This window comes from Arthrobacter zhaoguopingii, from assembly GCF_009828605.1.
In the GTDB taxonomy this organism is placed as follows: Bacteria; Actinomycetota; Actinomycetes; order Actinomycetales; family Micrococcaceae; genus Arthrobacter_D; species Arthrobacter_D zhaoguopingii.
Genome location: NZ_WIAE01000001.1, coordinates 40,407 through 54,995, shown reverse-complemented (window position 1 = coordinate 54,995; position 14,589 = coordinate 40,407). Strand labels below are relative to the sequence as shown.

The 14,589-nt window shown below is 70.0% G+C and carries 14 protein-coding genes and 1 riboswitch; of the genes, 8 read left to right on the top strand and 6 right to left on the bottom strand.

The features are described 5' to 3' along the window. Nucleotides 1-28 precede the first annotated feature (28 nt). Nucleotides 29-148, bottom strand: a riboswitch (SAM riboswitch). A 208-nt stretch (nucleotides 149-356) separates the two neighbouring features. From GVV77_RS00255 to GVV77_RS00245, 3 genes are read left to right on the top strand one after another with little or no spacing between them, the layout of a single operon-like run. Then, nucleotides 357-800, top strand: coding sequence for an excalibur calcium-binding domain-containing protein (locus tag GVV77_RS00255; RefSeq protein ID WP_159615291.1), 444 nt, complete (start codon nucleotides 357-359; stop codon nucleotides 798-800). 38 nt (nucleotides 801-838) lie between these two features. Next, complete coding sequence (locus tag GVV77_RS00250; protein WP_159615289.1) at nucleotides 839-1,501, top strand: class F sortase; 663 nt, start codon at nucleotides 839-841, stop codon at nucleotides 1,499-1,501. A 14-nt stretch (nucleotides 1,502-1,515) separates the two neighbouring features. Continuing rightward, entirely contained in the window at nucleotides 1,516-2,541 is a 1,026-nt protein-coding gene (locus tag GVV77_RS00245; protein ID WP_159615287.1) for a matrixin family metalloprotease, read from the top strand. A gap of 134 nt (nucleotides 2,542-2,675) precedes the next feature. Here GVV77_RS00245 and GVV77_RS00240 read toward each other — a convergent pair whose 3' ends face one another. Beyond that, nucleotides 2,676-4,244, bottom strand: coding sequence for a GntP family permease (locus GVV77_RS00240; RefSeq protein WP_159615285.1), 1,569 nt, complete (start codon nucleotides 4,242-4,244; stop codon nucleotides 2,676-2,678). Nucleotides 4,245-4,404: 160 nt separating this feature from the next. Between GVV77_RS00240 and GVV77_RS00235 the strand changes: the two genes are divergently transcribed. From GVV77_RS00235 to GVV77_RS00215, 5 genes are all read left to right on the top strand, one after another. Beyond that, entirely contained in the window at nucleotides 4,405-5,946 is a 1,542-nt protein-coding gene (locus GVV77_RS00235) for a four-carbon acid sugar kinase family protein (protein ID WP_159615283.1), read from the top strand. Further along, a complete protein-coding gene (locus GVV77_RS00230; protein ID WP_159615281.1) occupies nucleotides 5,943-6,908 on the top strand; it encodes an NAD(P)-dependent oxidoreductase in 966 nt (321 codons plus the stop codon). Before GVV77_RS00235 ends, GVV77_RS00230 begins: the two co-directional genes overlap by 4 nt. Continuing rightward, nucleotides 6,886-7,602, top strand: coding sequence for a FadR/GntR family transcriptional regulator (locus tag GVV77_RS00225; RefSeq protein ID WP_159615279.1), 717 nt, complete (start codon nucleotides 6,886-6,888; stop codon nucleotides 7,600-7,602). Before GVV77_RS00230 ends, GVV77_RS00225 begins: the two co-directional genes overlap by 23 nt. A 5-nt stretch (nucleotides 7,603-7,607) precedes the next feature. After that, entirely contained in the window at nucleotides 7,608-8,384 is a 777-nt protein-coding gene (locus GVV77_RS00220; protein ID WP_159615277.1) for an SDR family NAD(P)-dependent oxidoreductase, read from the top strand. 100 nt (nucleotides 8,385-8,484) lie between these two features. Then, nucleotides 8,485-8,859, top strand: coding sequence for a GNAT family N-acetyltransferase (locus GVV77_RS00215; RefSeq protein WP_159615275.1), 375 nt, complete (start codon nucleotides 8,485-8,487; stop codon nucleotides 8,857-8,859). On the opposite strand, the gene nagA is transcribed toward GVV77_RS00215, so the two are convergent. From nagA to murQ, 5 genes are read right to left on the bottom strand one after another with little or no spacing between them, the layout of a single operon-like run. Next, nucleotides 8,834-9,985 (bottom strand): N-acetylglucosamine-6-phosphate deacetylase, encoded by a 1,152-nt coding sequence (gene nagA / locus GVV77_RS00210; protein ID WP_159615273.1) that lies wholly within the window; start codon nucleotides 9,983-9,985, stop codon nucleotides 8,834-8,836. The genes GVV77_RS00215 and nagA overlap by 26 nt on opposite strands. Before the next feature lie 5 nt (nucleotides 9,986-9,990). Then, nucleotides 9,991-10,773: a glucosamine-6-phosphate deaminase gene (gene nagB, locus GVV77_RS00205; RefSeq protein WP_159615271.1), complete on the bottom strand. Its 783-nt coding sequence runs from the start codon at nucleotides 10,771-10,773 to the stop codon at nucleotides 9,991-9,993. Further along, nucleotides 10,770-12,257: a sodium:solute symporter gene (locus GVV77_RS00200; RefSeq protein WP_159615269.1), complete on the bottom strand. Its 1,488-nt coding sequence runs from the start codon at nucleotides 12,255-12,257 to the stop codon at nucleotides 10,770-10,772. The genes nagB and GVV77_RS00200 overlap by 4 nt, the downstream gene beginning before the upstream one ends. Nucleotides 12,258-12,271: 14 nt before the next feature. Next, a complete protein-coding gene (locus tag GVV77_RS00195) occupies nucleotides 12,272-13,459 on the bottom strand; it encodes an anhydro-N-acetylmuramic acid kinase (protein WP_159615267.1) in 1,188 nt (395 codons plus the stop codon). Next, the gene (gene murQ / locus GVV77_RS00190; protein WP_246199545.1) at nucleotides 13,456-14,415 is read right to left on the bottom strand and encodes an N-acetylmuramic acid 6-phosphate etherase; all 960 of its coding nucleotides are present in this window, start codon (nucleotides 14,413-14,415) and stop codon (nucleotides 13,456-13,458) included. Before murQ ends, GVV77_RS00195 begins: the two co-directional genes overlap by 4 nt. Nucleotides 14,416-14,589 lie beyond the last annotated feature (174 nt).

Here is a 14,589-nt window from a genome sequence, read left to right as displayed (position 1 = left end):
CCCTCGTTCAGGGCACAACCAGGAGGAAGTGCCGTACTTGCCCTCCGGTCATCTGCGCCGGCCGGGCCGAATCCTCACCTGGGGCACCCCGCTACAGCGAGAGGGTTGCCGTCCAACAAACCAGGGTTTTGCGTTGGAACTCTTGATTCTGGGTTTGACCCTACGGGCGATCGGGCAGGGAAGTCGAGAACGGTTCGTCACAGTAAGTCATGGAGGCTTAGCAGGCCGAATCACTAGTTCATCGAGACATATCGGGACGGTGGAAATACTTCCCCAGGAATATGCAGGGTGCTTAGAATTCTGGATGTCCCGTCACAGGGAAAACTCTGGTCACAACTAAAGTTATGGGGATAAAAGTGAAAAAGAGCTCAGCACTCCTTGCCGTTGCCGCTGCGGCCGGCTTCACTGCACTCTCGGCATCACCGGCCTCGGCTGCCGTGACACTGCCCTTCGCCAACTGTGATGCTGCGGCGCAGGTAGGCGTCTACAACATCCCGGCGGGCACGCCCGGCTACCAGCCGAAATTGGACGCCGACAACGACGGCTTTGGCTGCGATGCTGCCGGCACCCCCGCCTACGACGCCAGCATCGTTGAGCGCATCATCATGGAGAACAACCAGCCGGCACCGACGACACCACCCCAGGTTCCGACGATGCCCGTCGGCGGCGTGGGCACCGGCGTCGCCCAGGAGCCCGCAAACGACAGCACGGGCACGCTCGTCCTCGGTGGTGGCCTCGTCCTTGCGGTGGCAGCCGGTGGCACCTACCTGGTCCGCCGCCGAAGCACCGACAGCGTCTGACCGCCCACTGTCGAACTGAATCGGATATCGTCCTACGCATGATCAGTTCTTCCGGCGACCGCCGCAGGAGCCGCCTGGCTGCTGCGGCGGTTGCGTTCTTCCTCCTCTCCGGCTGCGCCGCCGAGGCCCCGGCCAAGATGCTCGAGAACCCGCCGACACGCTCGGCTCCCCCCTCGGTAACCCCCGCGCCGGCCACGACGGCACCGCAGGTCCAGACGCCGACGACGGCTCCGGAGCTCCCTGTCCTCCCCGAGTCTCGGCCGGCCTCCTTCCGCATCCCGTCAACCGGCGCGACCTCGGAGCTGCTCAGCCTCGGTCTGCGCGATAACGGCTCCCTCGAGGTTCCCCCGGACGGCCCCGGCGCACCAGCCAGCTGGTACAACGGTTCGCCCACGCCCGGCGAGCGCGGACCCGCTGTTCTCCTGGGGCACGTCAATGCCACCGACGGCGGACCGGGCATCTTCGCCGAACTGCGCAAGCTCAAGGCCGGAGACACCATCGAGGTCACCCGCGACGACGGCACGAAGGCGGTCTTCACCTTCGACCGCGGCGAGCAGTACGCCAAGGATGCCTTCCCCACCGAGAAGGTCTACGGAAACACCGAGGGGGCCGAACTGCGCCTGATCACCTGCGACGGGTTCGACCCGGAGACCGGTGAGTTCGACGACAACTACGTCGTCTACGCGAAGCTCGTCGGCTGAGGTCCGGTGCCGGCATGCCGTATCCGAGTGAGCCCAACGGCGGCGGGGCGCCGGAGAGCGCCCCGCGCGACGGCGCCCCGCCTCAACCGAAGGCGCCCAGTGGCCGCACGCCCGCGTGGGCCCTCGAAGAATCCCTGAATCAGCAGCTGCGGGAGTTCCATGCCTCGCAGCGCAGGGCCAACGGGTGGCCGCCTGCACCACCACGCTCCCGCACCCTCCCTCCGCAGGCGCGCGGGCAGCGGCCCCGCCGGCGTTTCGGCCGCGGCCTGCGCACCGGCCTCGCCCTCGCACTGGTGGGCGGGCTCTACTTCGGGCCCGGTGTCTTCGAGCGGCACATCCTTCCGGCGGCCCTGCCCTACTTCCCAGACGCCAGCGTGCCGCCCTGGGGTGTCGAGGCGGCGGACGCACCGCTCGGGCAGCCTCCCGCGGTGGCCGCCTCGGACGCCTACCGCTTCCACGCCTCCCCCACCGAGGAGCAGGACTTCGTCGCCTATGACCCCTGCCGCCCGATCCACTACGTCGTCCGCCCCGATAACGCCCCTCCCGGCTCCGAGACGCTCATCAATGAGGCGGTCGCGCAGGTTTCCGCCGCGACCGGCCTGCAGTTCATTGACGACGGCGCCACGTCCGAGGCCCCATCGGTAGACCGCGAGTCCTTCCAGCCCGAGGCCTACGGCAAGCGCTGGGCGCCCGTCCTCATCACCTGGTCAACGCCGCAGGAGAGCCCCGAACTTGCGGGAGACACCGCCGGACTCGGCGGCAGCAGCGCGGTCACCACCCCGGGCAATCCCTACGTCTACGTCACCGGTCAGGTCCAGCTCGATGCCCCCGCCCTCTCGGACATCCTCACCTATCCGGGCGGCCCGGACCTCGTCCGGGCGGTGATCATGCACGAGCTGGGGCACGTCGTCGGCCTCGACCACGTCGAGGATCCCAACCAGCTGATGAACGCGCGGAACAGCAACGTGACCGACTTCGCCGACGGCGACCGGGCCGGCCTCGCCCGGCTGGGCACCGGGGAGTGCGTCCGCCGGCTCTGACTGCTATAGGTCCACGCGAAGAGCCTCGTGCAGGAGGCCAGCGCACGATAGGTCAGCGCAATACGTCAGCGCAAGGAATCAGCACGCAAAAGGCCGCCGCCGATAAAACGGCGACGGCCTCCCGCGAAGCATTCCTATCCGAGCACGAGGTTCGCCAGGAAGAGCAGCGGAATCGAACCCGCCCATACGGCGGTGGTGATCCCGGACCACCCGCGCAGGGCCGCCGTGCCGTCCAGCCCGGCGAAGCGGGTGACCACCCAGAAGTAGGAATCATTGAAGTAGCTGAACACCATTGACCCGGCGGTGCAGGCGAGGGCGGCGACGATGGGGTCGACTCCGAGGGACGTGACCAGCGGCGCAGTCACCGACGCGGCGGTGATCATGGCGACGGTGCCTGAACCCTGGGCGATCCGCACGAGGGTGGCGATCAGGAACGGAACGAGGAACGCCGGCAGCGGCGTCGCGGCAATTGCCTCGGCGAGGGCATCCCCCACGCCGGAGCTGCGCAGCACCTGGCCCAGCGCACCGCCCGCGCCGGTGATCAGCAGAATGAGACCAGCGGATGCGGCGGCGTCGGCGAACCATCCCTGCACCCTGGTGCGCGGAACCCAGCGCGGCAGCAGCACATACACGGCCAGCAGGACGCCGATCACGAGCGCCACCACGGGATTGCCGATGAAGGCCAGCGGCGCGGCCCACGCCGACGGCTCGTACTCTCCGGTGCCGACGACCCCCTGGTTGCTCTGGTCGATGGCACCGCTGACCGTGTTGAGAATGATCAGCAACAGCGGCACGAGCAGGGGCAGCGACGCGACGAATGCGCCCACCCGGTGAGGCTTGGCCCCTTCGGGCGGCGTGCCGAGGTCGGTCCCGGCGTCCTGCCCCATCGAGCCGCCGCCGAAATCGTCATCGTGACCCGAGCCGGCGTCGGCGTGAGTGCCGGCCGGCGCCGCGTCCGCGGCCGTGGTGCGGTCGGCGAGGGACGTTCCGGTGGAGGTGGCCCCGCTGCCCCCGGCGGAGCGCGCACCGCCCGCGGGAACCGCGGCGGCTGTACCGTAGACGGCCTCGCGGACGCTGGCGTTCATCTCCGGCTCGAGCTTCGGCCCCATCCACTTCGCGTAGAAGACGACGATCGGCAGCAGGATCACCGTGAAGACGAGCCCGGCCAGGATCAGAGCGCCGAGGTCGGCGCCGAGGATACCGGCAACGGCCAGCGGCCCGGGCGTCGGCGGCACGAGATGGTGGGTGAGCGTCATGCCGCACCCGAGCGCCAGAGCGAGGACGATGTAGCCGCTCCGCTTCACCCGCGCAATGGAACGCGCCAGGGGGTTCATGATGACGTAGCCGGAGTCGCAGAACACCGGGATGGACACCAGCGCCCCCACGCTGCCCATCGCCCAGGGTTCCCGGCCCTTGCCGAACAGTTTGAGGAAGGCCAGGGCCAGCGAGTTCGCCGCCCCCGAGACCTCAAGGATCTTGCCGATCCCCACGCCCAGCCCAATCACGATGCCGATCGAGGCAAGCGTGTTGCCGAACCCGGTGGTGATGGCGGTGACGATTTCCAGCGGAGCCTGGCCGGCGACGAGGCCGGTCACCAGGGCCGCAATGAGCAGTGCAACGAACGCGTCGAGGCGCGTGCGGAGCACAAGGACAATGATGGTGGCGATCCCCAGCACCAACGCCAAAAGAAGTTGTATATCCACGGTGATGTACTCCTCATGAAGCCTGGAAAGGCCCCGTTGCCCGCCCAGGTGGTGTTCTTTTGCAAGGCCCTCGGGAACGTTGACGGCCACGATGCTGGCTGAAACACTAACACCACACGTATGACATCTGACAAGGTCTCGTCTGAGGGAGTGCACCCACTTGACACGCGAAGCAGCGTTGCTCGCACCCTTTCCCGCCCCCGTCCGCGTCGACCCGCGGGAGATCGCGGCGGCCGTGGCGGCCGTGGGCCGGATCCTTGTGGTGCTCGACGACGACCCCACCGGCACCCAGTCCGTCGCCGACCTCCCCGTGCTCACCGCATGGGAACCCGGGGACTTCGAATGGGCGTTCTCCCACCGCATCCACGGCGCGGCCGCCCCGGCCGTCTACGTCCTGACGAACACCCGCAGCCTGGACCCCGCGGAGGCCGAGCAGCGCAATCGTGACATCGTCACCAACGCCCTGGCGGCGGCGGACGCCTCCGGTGTGAGCGTCGGGTTCGTCAGCCGCGGTGACTCCACCCTGCGCGGCCATTTCCCTCTCGAACCCGACACCATCGCGGCCACCCTCCGCGAGGTCCAGGGCAGCGATACGGACGGCGTCGTCATCGTCCCCGCCTTTCCCGACGCCGGCCGCGTCACCATCGGAGGCATCCACTACCTGCGCGACGGCGACGGTGGTCTCACCGCCGTGGCGGAGACCGAATTCGCCCGCGACGCCACCTTCGGCTTCACCCGCTCCGACCTCGCAGGCTACGTCGAGGAGAAATCCGGAGGCCGGCTCCCCGCAGGCGGGGTGATCCTGCTGGATCTCGCCACCATCCGCGGCGGGACCGACGGCATCGCCGCAATGCTCGACGCCGCCCGGGACGCTGTGCCCATCGTCGCCGACGCCGTCACCGAGGACGACCTCCGCGCCCTCGCCCTCGGACTCCACGAGGCCGAACGCCGCGGGCGCAGGCTGCTGTACCGGGTGGGGCCGCCGTTTGTCCGCGCCCGGATCGGCCAGATGGAACACGCCCCACTCACCGCAACCGAGATCTTCGACAACGCCGTTGAACCCGGCAGCGGCGAAGCCGGCGCCACGGATCCCCGCAGCGACGCGCCGGGCACCGGCGGGCTGATCGTCGTCGGCTCCCACGTCGGCCTCACCACCCGCCAGCTGGAGGCCCTGGCACGCCGGCATCCCTCGGCGGTCCAGGTGGAGCTCGCCGTCGAGACCCTCCTCGACCCCGTGCAGCGCGACGCCGCAGTCGCCGCCACCACCGCCGCCGTCACCGCAGGGCTCGGACGCGGCGAGGTCATCCTCTCCACCAGCCGGCAGCTGATCCGCTCCGACGACCCGGAGCGCAGCCTGGAGATCGCACGTCTCGTCTCCCAGGCCGTCGTCGACGTCGTCCGCGCCACCCTCGCCGCCGCGCCCGTGCGCTTCGTCATCGCCAAGGGCGGCATCACCTCCTCCGACGTAGCCGCCCACGGGCTGGGCATCCGCCACGCGGTGGTGCGCGGCCCGATGCTCCCGGGGATCGTCTCGCTCTGGGAGCCGGTGGACGGCCCCGCCCGCGGCATCCCCTTCGTCGTTTTCGCGGGCAACGTCGGCGACGACGAGTCGCTGGCCGACGTCGTTCAAACCCTCAGCGCACACCCGAAAGCCCTCCACGCCAAGGCCCCCCGCGCCGTGCCGGAAAGGACCCAGCCATGAGCGAGCAGCTCCACCCGCCCGTCGCCGTGCTGGGGCTCGGAGCGATGGGCCTGCCGATGGCCCGCCGGCTTGCGGGCGCCTTTCCCGTGCGCGGCTTCGACCCGGCGGAGGCGCTGCGTGCCGCGGCCGAAGCGGCGGGCATCCTCTGCGCGGACTCCGCCGCCGAGGCGGTCGGCGGGGCCGGGATCGTGCTGCTCGCCGTCCGCAATGCGGCGCAGGTCGAGGAGGTGCTTTTCGGCACAACCGGCGTCGCAGGAGCCCTCGAGCCGGGTGCTGCCGTCGTGATGACCAGCACCGTGGGCGTCGATGCGGTCCCGGCCTGGACCGAACGCCTGGGCGCCCTGCAGGTTGACCTCGTCGACGCTCCCCTGTCCGGCGGGCCCGTCCGCGCCGGGGAGGGCGACCTGCTCATCGTCGTGGGTGCCGAACCCGCCGCCCTCGACAAGGCGGGTCCGGTCCTGGAGCGGCTCGCTTCGACCCTGACGGTTGTCGGCGCTCGGCCCGGGGATGGGCAGGCGATGAAGACAGTGAACCAGCTGCTGTGCGGGGTGCATATCGCTGCGGCGGCCGAGGCGCTGGCCCTGGCCGATGCCCTCGGACTCGACCAGAACCTCGCCCTGGCCGCCTTGGAGTCCGGAGCGGGTGCGTCCTTCATGCTCTCCAACCGCGGCCCGCGCATGATCGAGGGGTACGACGGCCGCGTCGACGTCCTGAGCCGGCTCGACATCTTCGTGAAGGACCTCGGTATCGTCGGCACCGCCGCCCGGTCCGCCGGCCTCGCCGCCCCCGTGGCCGCGGCCGCGGAGCAGCTGTTCCTCCTCGGCCAGGCGCAGGACCTGGGTGCGGTGGACGACTCTGCGGTGATCCGGGTGCTCGCTCCGGCCAAACGCCGGGCAGGGCAGCTGGATCTATCCCCTCCAGGGAAGGGGGACGCGGCCGATGGGCAGGAAACCGCTGGCTGAAACCGTCTTCCAGGAGCTGCTGCAGCAGGTGATCGAGGGCGTGTATCCCCCGCACAGCGCCCTCCCGGCCGAGGCGGAGCTGGCCCGGACGGCGGACGTCAGCCGGCTCACCGTCCGCGAGGCGCTGAAGACGCTGCAGGCACAGAACGTTGTCCAGGTCCGGCGGGGCCTCGGGACGTTCGTGAACCCGCCGGCGTTGTGGACGAACCTGGAGGCCATCATCCGCGCGGCCTCCCATGAGGCCGGGTCCAGCGATGTGGCGCTGCGCCTGCTCGAAGTCCGCAGGATGGTCGAGACCGGCGCGGCGGAGCTCGCCGCCCGGCACGCCACCGGCGAGGACCTCGCGCGCATGGCCGCCGCTGTGGACGCCCTCACGGCCGCCCACAACGCGGAGGACCTCGACGCGGTCGTCACCGCGGACCTCGACTTCCATGACGCCGTCCTGCGCGCCTCGGCGAACCCGTTCGTGCCCGTGATCGTCGGGCCGCTGGGACAACTGCTCTACGCGATGCGCCGCGAGACCTCCGCGTTTCGGGAAGTTCAGAAGCACGCGATCCGCCACCACACCCTGGTGCTTGACGCCATCCGCTCCGGGGAACCGGAGGCGGCGCGACGTGCCATGGAAGCGCACATCAACCAGACCTACGACGACTACGAGCACTTCATTCACCATCCCGACAGATTCAGGAGCTGATGACCATGGCAGACATCCAAGCCTTCCCCGCCGAGAAGACGGCGGTCCTCACCGGAGCCGCCTCACCGCGCGGCATCGGCCGCGCCCTCGCGGACACCCTGGCGGGCCAGGGCTGGTCCATCGCCATCCTGGACATCGACGCCGGGGCCGCCGAGGAGGCCGCTGCCGACATCGCCGGGCGGCACGGCGTCCAGGCCCTCGGCGTGGGTGCTGACGTCTCCGACAGCGGCTCGGTCGACGCCGCCATCAGCCGCGTCGAAGCGGAGCTTCCACCCGTGGTGGCGTTGGGCAACCTCGCCGGCATCAGCTCGCCCACTGAGTTCATGCAAGAGACCAAGGAGGCGTGGGACCGCGTCTTCGCCGTGAATATGGCCGGGACGTTCCTCGTCACCCAGAGGGTGCTCGGCGGGATGATCGACCGGAAGCTCGGGCGGGTCGTCAGCGTCTCCTCGATCTCCGCCCAGCGCGGTGGCGGCACCTACTCCAAGGTCGCCTACAGCGCCTCCAAAGGAGCCATCATCGGGTTCACCCGGGCACTGGCCCGCGAAATGGGCGAACACAACATCACCGTCAACTGCGTCTCCCCAGGCCCCGTCGACACCGACATCATGGGCGGCACCCTCAGCGAGGAACGCAAGCAGGAGATGTCGCGGGACATCCTGGTGGGCAGGGTCGGCACGGTGAAGGAGATCGCCGCGCTGATGGCCTTCCTCGTCGGCGAGGACGCCGGTTACATCACCGCCGCCACCTACGACATCAACGGCGGCCTGCAGGTCTCCTGATGGGATCTCCCAGTGCCGTGTCCCAGTGCCGTGTCCCAGTGCCGCGTTGACCAGCCTCCGGCGCAGTGAAAAACTTGCGGTATCTCGAGAAGGGGACGATATGACCAGCGGCACAGAGCCAGGCAGCCCGGCAGGCACGTCAGCGGGCGAGCAGAGGACCGGTTCCGGAGACACCAAGGCGCAGCTGACGGTCACCGACACCCCGGAGAAGAGCCGGTACATCGCCTACCTCGACGGGACCCCGGTGGGCCTGGCCGCCTACCGCCTCGCTGACGGCGTCATCGAATACACCCACACCATCGTTGACGAGGAATTTGAGGGCCGCGGCATCGCGACGGACATGATTCATCAGGCGATGGCCGACGCCCGCGCCCGGAACCTGAAGGTTGTGGCCGGGTGCAGCTTCGTCGAACACTTCCTGGCGGAGAACCCCGAGTACTCCGACCTCGTCAGGACAGGACCCGCAGCACCTTAAGGTCCTCATCCAGCAGGACGACGCCGCCGCGCGCCCCGACCTCCGTCGTGCCGTAGTCCGGGAGCCCGAGGGCGCGTGCCGGAACGAGGGTCGCCGCCGCAACCGCCTCGGCCGCCCCGACGCCGGCGCCCCCCGCGCGGCGGACGGCGGCGTCAAGGGTAAGGGTGCTGCCGGCGATCGAGCCGTTGCCCGCGAGACGGGCCTCCCCGCCCGCCACAGTGACGTCGAGGGAGCCGATCGTGTACTTGCCATCCCCGGCGCCGGCCGCGGCCATCGCATCGGTGATCAGGGCCACCCGTCCCGGCGCGGACGCGAAGGCCAGCCGGACCATCGGGTCGTGGACGTGGAGCCCGTCGGCGATCAGTTCGAGGGTGACGTGAGGGGAATCCAACGCTGCGGCGATCGGCCCGGGCCGGCGGTGGTGCAGCGGCTCCATGGCGTTGAAGGCGTGAGTCAGCAGGCTCGCTCCGGCGTCGAAGGCCCGCAGCGCCATTCCATAGTCCGCCGCCGTGTGCCCGACGGCCACCCGGACGCCGTGCTGGACGAAGCGCCGCAGGGCGGCGAGGTCCGGGTCGAGCTCGGGAGCCATGGTGACCTGCACGAGCGAACCTCCCCCGGCCTCGACGAGCCGGTCCACGGCCTCGACGGTGGGGGCCACGAGGTAGTCGGGGCGGTGCGCCCCGCAGTGGCTCGTCGCAAGGAAGGGCCCCTCAAGGTGGAAGCCGCGCAGCATCGGATCGTGGACACCGCCGAGCGCCCGCAGCGAGGCCTCAAGGACGGCCAGTGGGTTGGTCACCAGCGACGCCACGAGGCTCGTGGTGCCCGCCGCCCGGTGCACCCGCAGCGCCGCCGAGATGTCGGCATCCTCGAAGGACGCCCCACCTCCGCCGTGGCAGTGAAGGTCGACGAACCCGGGCGCCACGTACGCTCCGGCCGCGTCGAGCACCTCCACGTCGGCCTCCGCACCCGCTGCACCCCCGGCGAGTCCGCGCCACGAGTCCCCGGTCCCGACGTCGGTGATGACGCCGCCGTCCAGCCGGAGCCAGGCGTCGGGCACGACGGCCGTCCCGGTGAAGCGCCGGGCGGAGTGGAGAAGGAGGGGCTGCGTTGCCGGAAGTGTGGTCACCGGACTCAGGGTAGCTGCCAGGCGGGCCGATTGGCCTCAGTGTGCCGGTAGTACGCGGAGTGTTGTAGCTCCGAGGCGGCCTCCTCGTCGATGATCACCGTCGCCTTGGCGTGAAGCTGGAGGGCGGTCGCCGGGCAGAAAGCGCCCAGCGGGCCCTCGATCATCTGCGCCACGGCGGCGGCCTTCGCCGTCCCGGTGGCCACGAGCACCAGGGCCCGCGCATCGAGGATGGTGCCGATGCCCTGGGTGAGGCAGTGCATCGGGACCTGGGCGACGTCGCCGCCGAAGAACCGGGAATTGTCCTCCCGGGTGCGCGGTGAGAGCGTCTTGACGCGCGTCCGGCTGGAGAAGGACGACGTCGGCTCGTTGAACCCGATATGTCCGTTGGCGCCGATGCCCAGCAGCTGCACATCGACCCCGCCGCTGGCCGCGATCGCGTCTTCGTACGCCCGGCAGGCCGCCTCGAGGTTGTCCGCCGCGCCGTCGGGCACCCGGATGTTGCCCGGGGTGAGCCCCAGCCGCCGCACGACCTCCCGGTCGATCACCGAGCGGTAGCTCTCGGGGTGCTCGGCGGGCAGGCCGACATACTCATCGAGGGCGAAGCCGCGCACACGGTCGAAGGACAGCCCGTCCCGGCGGTGCCGGGCGAGGGCCTCGTAGGTGGCCATTGGGCTTGACCCGGTGGCGAAGCCGAGGACGGCGTCGGGCTTTCGCTCGACCGTGGAGGCGAGGATGCGGGCGGCATGCTCTCCGACGGCCGCGGCGTCGGAGTGGATGGCGATTCTCATCGGGCGTTGACCTCTGTCGTGATCGGAGCTGGGGTGGCGGCGCCGCGGTGGCGCAGCGAGAGCAGGAAGCCCAGGCCCACCGTAACCACAACGCCGATGGCTGTGTACCAGGTGAAGCCGATGAGGGTGCGCTCGAACAGGAACAGGTAGGTCATCAGCGCGACGGCGACGGCGAAACCGAGGATCGCGTCGTTCTGGCGGGCCTTCGGCACCCAGAGTCCGAGGAAGAACGCGCCCAGCAGACCGCCGTAGGTGAGCCCGGCGATGGAGAGTCCCAGTTCGACGACGGGGTTGTCGGTGCCCGTGAACAGTGCACCGGCGCCGATGAAGACGACGCCCCAGCCGAGGGTGAACAGCCGGCTCAGGCGCAGGGCCCGCACCTCGGAGAGCGGGCGCGTGCTGAACTTCTCGTAGAGGTCCGACATGGTCGAGGAGGCGAGGGCCGACAGCGACGACGACAGCGTGCTCATGGCGGAGGCGAGGATGCCCGCAAGGAGCAGCCCGGACAGCCCGCTCGGCAGGCCTTCGACGATGAAGGTGGGGAAAATCTGGTCGCCGCGCTCAAGGCCGAGCTCCTCGACGGACTTGCGCTCGTAGTAGCTCCACAGCGCCAGTCCCACCGTGAGGAACAGGGCGAACTGGAGGAACACAATCACGGCGCTGCCGATGACCGCCTTCTTGGCGTCCCGCAGGGTGCGGGTGGTGAGCAGCCGCTGCACAATGATCTGGTCGGCGCCGTGGGAAGCCGTCGACAGCAGTGCTCCGCCGACGACGGCGGTGATGAAGGCGTACGGGGCGGAGATGGGGCTCGAGGCGAAGTCGAGGAACTGGGTCTTGCCGGCGTCGGCCGCCTCGGACCAGAAGTTCACCTCGAGGTTTCCGGTGATGAAGATCAGGGCGATGATGCCGCCCACCACGTACAGGGCCATCTGGAGGACGTCGACCCAGACAACCGCCTTGATGCCGCCGAAGAAGGTGTAGGCGATGGTGACGACGCTGAGGATCGCGATAATGGCGAAGAAGTTGAGGTTCAGCCCGTAGGAATCGAGGATCACCTTCACCGGGATGGCGGCGGCGAAGAGCCGGACGCCGTCCGCGAGGAGCCGGGTGAGGATGAAGGCCACCGAGGCGGTGCTCTGCATGCCGCGGCCGAAGCGCTGGCCGAGGTAGGCGTAGGCGGTGGTCATTTCGCCGCGGTAGTAGCGGGGCAGGAGCACGAAGGCGACAATGATGCGACCGATGAGGTAGCCGATGGCCACCTGGATGAACGTGATGTTCCCAAGGTAGGCCACGGCGGGGACGCTGATCACGGTGAGGGCGCTGGTTTCGGTGGCGACCACCGAGAGGCAGACGGCCCACCACGGCAGCTCGCGGCTGCCCAGGAAGTAGTCCTTGACGTTTGACTGCTTGCCGGACAGCTTCAGGCCGAGCCAGGCGGAGCCCACAAGGTAGGCGATGATGACGATCAGATCGAGGGGTTGCACAGGATCTCCAGGTGCTAAGGGTGCCGGACGGGCGCGGGAGCTGAGACGGTGATGCGGGAGGGCGGAACGGCCACCGGTTCGGACAGGCGCAGAGGGCGCGTGCCCGGGGTGATGCGGCCGGCGAGCGGCGGCGTCGTGCTTCCGGTGGCACTGGCCAGGGTGCCGGGGAGCCCGTGCCAGGTGAAGAAGCCGAGCAGGGCGAAGAGGTAGGCCTCCTTGGCGTCGGCGTCGATGCCAAGGTCGGCGGCGTCGCGCAGCGGCGCCGGTGCCAGGTGGGCCTGCAGCCGCTCCAGGAGGAACGGGTTGCGGGTACCGCCACCGGAGACGAACACCTCGCCGACCCCGAAGGGCTCGAGGGCATCGGCCACGGTGCGGGCCGTCAGTTCGGTGAGGGTAGCCAGCAGGTCGGGAGTGTTGAGCGGCCGGCCCGCGGTGACGGCGTCGAGGTATCCGGAGTTAAAGATTTCGCGGCCGGTGGACTTCGGCGCGGGCCGTGAGTAGTAGGGGTGGGCGAGCAGGCCCGCGAGGAGGTCGTCGTCGACCGTTCCGGCGCGGGCGCCCTCTCCGTCCCGGTCGACCGACTCGGCGCCGTCGGTGGCGGCGCGCACCGCGGCGTCAAGGAGCGCGTTCGCCGGTCCGGAGTCGAAGGCGACCGGATCCTGGCCGGGGCGGATCACCGTGGCGTTGGCGATCCCGCCAAGATTCAAAGCAGCAGCCGCCGCGTCCCCGCGCCCGGCGAGCAGCAGGGAGTCGAAGAGGCTCACCAGCGGCGCGCCCTGGCCGCCGGCGGCGATGTCGTTGCTGCGCACGTCGGAGAGCACCGGCAGCCCGGTGGCCTGCGCGATCCAGGCGGGCTGGCCGAGCTGGAGCGTACCGCGGGCGGTGCCGTCTTCGATCCAGTGGAACAGGGTCTGCCCGTGGGAGACGACGAGGTCGGCGGTCCCGCCGATGTCGGCGAGGAAAGTCTGCGCGGCGGCGGCGAACTCCTGGCCAATGAGGGTGTCGAGCCGGGTCACCGCCTCCATCGAGGTGGCCGCCGGTGGCATGGCGCGCTGGATTTCCTCCCGCAGCCCCTCGCTGTAGGAGACCTCGCGGTGGGCCAGCGGCGTCATGCGCAGCTCGGTGCCGTCGAGGTCGAAGTCCGCGGCGGCGACGTCAATGGCGTCAACCGAGGTGCCCGAGGACAGCCCGAGGACCCTCATGGGAGCACGGGTGCCGCGCCGAGGATGGCCCGCACGCTGCCCGCGTGCTCCTCGAGGAGACGGCGGGCCTCCGCCGCGTTCGCCCCTTTCAGGAGCATGACGATGGCGGTCTTGGCGTGCCAGCCGGAGGCATCGAGGGCGCCGGCCGCCTCCGCGGGGGACGCCCCGGTGGCCTCGAGGACGATCCGCTGCGCCCGCTGGCGCAGCTTGCCGTTGGTGGCCTTCACGTCGACCATGAGGTTCCCGTAGGTCTTGCCCAGACGGACCATGGCGGCGGTGGAGATGGCGTTGAGGACGAGCTTCTGGGCAGTGCCGGCCTTCATGCGGGTCGATCCGGCGACCACCTCGGGCCCGGTGAGGACCTCGATGGGGAAATCGACGGCGGCGCTGAGAATCGTCCCCGGATTGTTTGAGAGGCCGATGGTCACGGCGCCGGCTGCGCGGGCGGCAGCCATCGCCCCGAGCACGTAGGGGGTCCGGCCGGAGGCGGCGATCCCGACGACGGCGTCGAGCTCCCCCACCGACAGGCCCCGCAGATCGGCGGCACCGGCGTCGGGATCGTCCTCGATCCCCTCGACGGCGGAGACCAGGGCGGCGGGCCCGCCGGCCATCAGCGCGACGACGAGTCCGGGAGCCACCCCAAAGGTCGGAACGCATTCGGCGGCGTCGACGCCGGCGAGGCGTCCCGGGGTGCCGGCGCCCACGTAGATGAGGCGGCCTCCCCTGCCGAGCCGGTCTACGACAGCGTCGACGGCGGCGGTGATGGCCTCACCGGCGGCGGCGGTGGCCGCGGGAACGAGGGCGTCCTCGGCGGCGATCTGGGCGACGAGTTCGCGGGTCGACCGCAGGTCAAGGTCGGCCAGGTCGGGGCGGGACTGTTCGGTCTCCAGACGGTCGAGGTCCGCGGGTGCTTCCCGACGGTCCACCGCCTTTTGGGCGCTGTAGGAGTTGTTCACGATCCAAGAAGACCACAGCCCCCCAAGGATGGTCAATGGTTTTCATAACTGTGTAAAATTGTGAAAATTAGTTTCACTCGGTCGCTGGTTTCACCTCTGGAGAAGCCAACCGCGTTACCGTTGACGTTGCCACTCCCACCGCCCGGAAGGACCTCCATGAGACGCCCGAACACC

What these genes read in the sequence shown, in the direction of transcription:
- GVV77_RS00230 (WP_159615281.1), top strand. Translation starts at nt 5,943, where the DNA reads ATGAGCGAGCAGCTCCACCCGCCCGTCGCCGTGCTGGGGCTCGGAGCG.
- nagB (WP_159615271.1), bottom strand. Translation starts at nt 10,773, where the DNA reads ATGAGAATCGCCATCCACTCCGACGCCGCGGCCGTCGGAGAGCATGCC.
- GVV77_RS00195 (WP_159615267.1), bottom strand. Translation starts at nt 13,459, where the DNA reads ATGAGGGTCCTCGGGCTGTCCTCGGGCACCTCGGTTGACGCCATTGAC.
- GVV77_RS00225 (WP_159615279.1), top strand. Translation starts at nt 6,886, where the DNA reads ATGGGCAGGAAACCGCTGGCTGAAACCGTCTTCCAGGAGCTGCTGCAG.
- GVV77_RS00245 (WP_159615287.1), top strand. Translation starts at nt 1,516, where the DNA reads ATGCCGTATCCGAGTGAGCCCAACGGCGGCGGGGCGCCGGAGAGCGCC.
- GVV77_RS00220 (WP_159615277.1), top strand. Translation starts at nt 7,608, where the DNA reads ATGGCAGACATCCAAGCCTTCCCCGCCGAGAAGACGGCGGTCCTCACC.
- GVV77_RS00250 (WP_159615289.1), top strand. Translation starts at nt 839, where the DNA reads ATGATCAGTTCTTCCGGCGACCGCCGCAGGAGCCGCCTGGCTGCTGCG.
- GVV77_RS00215 (WP_159615275.1), top strand. Translation starts at nt 8,485, where the DNA reads ATGACCAGCGGCACAGAGCCAGGCAGCCCGGCAGGCACGTCAGCGGGC.